The organism is Zavarzinia sp. (assembly GCF_049306435.1).
Classification (GTDB): Bacteria; Pseudomonadota; Alphaproteobacteria; order Zavarziniales; family Zavarziniaceae; genus Zavarzinia.
Genome location: NZ_JBAQRT010000383.1, coordinates 1 through 1,724, shown reverse-complemented (window position 1 = coordinate 1,724; position 1,724 = coordinate 1). Strand labels below are relative to the sequence as shown.

The 1,724-nt window shown below is 71.5% G+C and carries 2 protein-coding genes; both read right to left on the bottom strand.

Annotated elements, in window-relative coordinates; genetic code table 11:
• The coding region (locus tag WAZ62_RS21690; RefSeq protein ID WP_422645600.1) for a hypothetical protein at positions 1-984 on the bottom strand (984 nt) is incomplete at its 3' end.
• The coding region (locus WAZ62_RS21685) for a uroporphyrinogen-III synthase (RefSeq protein WP_422645599.1) at positions 981-1,724 on the bottom strand (744 nt) is incomplete at its 5' end. The genes WAZ62_RS21685 and WAZ62_RS21690, both read right to left, overlap by 4 nt.

The following is a 1,724-nucleotide window of genomic DNA, read 5'->3' as shown; positions in this document are numbered from 1 at the left end:
GGCCAGGGTGGCCCGGCCAGGCAGGCCGCTGGCGGCATGGGCGGCCAAAGTGTCCAGCGCCTTGCCGATCGCCGGCTCGCGCAGCAGACCAAGGGCATCGAAATGACCGCGCACGGCATCGAGCGGGGCGGCATAGGGCGCTTCCGCCGCGACGCCGGCCCGCAGCCGGCCGATGGCATAGACGAGGGAGACGCCGCGCCCCACGGCCTTCAGCCGCTCGGTCTCGCTGGCGATTCTCATGTCGGTCTCGGCAGTGGCCGCCTTCAGGGCGGCGATATCCCGTTCGATCGTCGCCAGGGCTTCGGTATCGACCGTGGGCGCGGCGGCGAGCTTGGCCTCCAGCGCCGCCATCCGCGCCGACAGCGCGGTCTCGGCGATCATCGAGGATGGCGGCGGGGGGGCGGTGGTGGTTTCGCCATCGGTGGACGGTGCTCCGCCATCGGTGCCGTCCTCGGCCGAGGCCAGGTTTTCTTCCAGCGCGCCCTGACGCTCGCGCAGGGCGGCGATCTCATCGCGAAGTTCGGCGAGGGCGGCATCGGCGCCGGAGGAATCGGTCAGGTCGCCGACATGGCCTTCAAGCGACAGGAGCTTGCGGTCGAGGCTGTTCACGGCCGCTTCCACCGCGCTGACGCGGCCCTCGAGCGCGCTCGGCACGGCGGCGGTGACGGTGCCCGGGGTGATGGTCGTGGTGGTCGTCGCAAGCGGCGCCATGATGCGGTCGCCATAGAAGTGCCAGATACCGGCACCGGCGCCGATCAGCAGGATGGCACTGACGCCGAACCACAGGCTGCGACGGGAGCCGCGTGGTGCCGGCGGCATGGCGTAGGCCGAGGAATCGAGGCTCGGTGGCGGGTCTTCCAGCGGCTTGTCCAGAATAGGGGTATCGCCCGGCGGGTTCGCATCGCCGCCGGTCGCCGCTTCGATCTCGCTGTCGAGGTCGCGCGGGTCGGGTTTCTGGCCCGGCTGGTCGGGACGCTCGGTCATGTCGTGCTCCGTAGATCAGGCGAAGGGGCGAGCAGCGCCCGAAGATCGGCCTCGGTCGGATGCGCCGCCACCAGGACCCGGCCGAAACCGAGAGGGGCGAGCGCATCCGCGACCGCTGCCGACAGGCAATAGGCTGTCCTGCCGCTGAAGTCGGGTTTCGGCAGGCCGTTCCGCGCGAGGGTAACAAAGGTCGCCGCCGTGCGGGGAGAGAAAAACAGAATTCCCTCGAAGTCGCCGGCCATCAGGCTTTCGCGAATCCCGTCGGGCAGCGCGCGGGCCGGCTGAGAATCATAGAGCGTGACCCGTTCGACGTCGAAGCCCAGCGCCGTCAGCCGCCCGGCCAGATCGCCGGCCAGGCTGGCGCCGGCGGCATGGATCAGGCGGCCCGCCCCGGGATCGAGGGTGCGGCGGGCAAGGTCGGTCAGCGCCTCGACATCGCCATCGGCGTTGCGCACATCGCGGAATCCGGCGGCACGGGCCTTGCGGGCGGTCGAATCACCCACCGCGAGAACCGGCAGGCCGCGTTCCGACGTCGCCCCCGCCAGCGCGGCGACACCGCTGCCGCTGGTGACCAGCAGGGCCTGAACCCCCGACAGGTCGAGGGTGATGCCGGTGCGCGGCACGATCTCGATCATCGGCGCGATGCCGCAGACATGGCCCGCCGCGGCAAGCTCGCCGGTCAACCGGGCCGCTTCGGCGGCGATGCGCGTGACGAGAAGGCGCATCACCCCCGGCCGAGC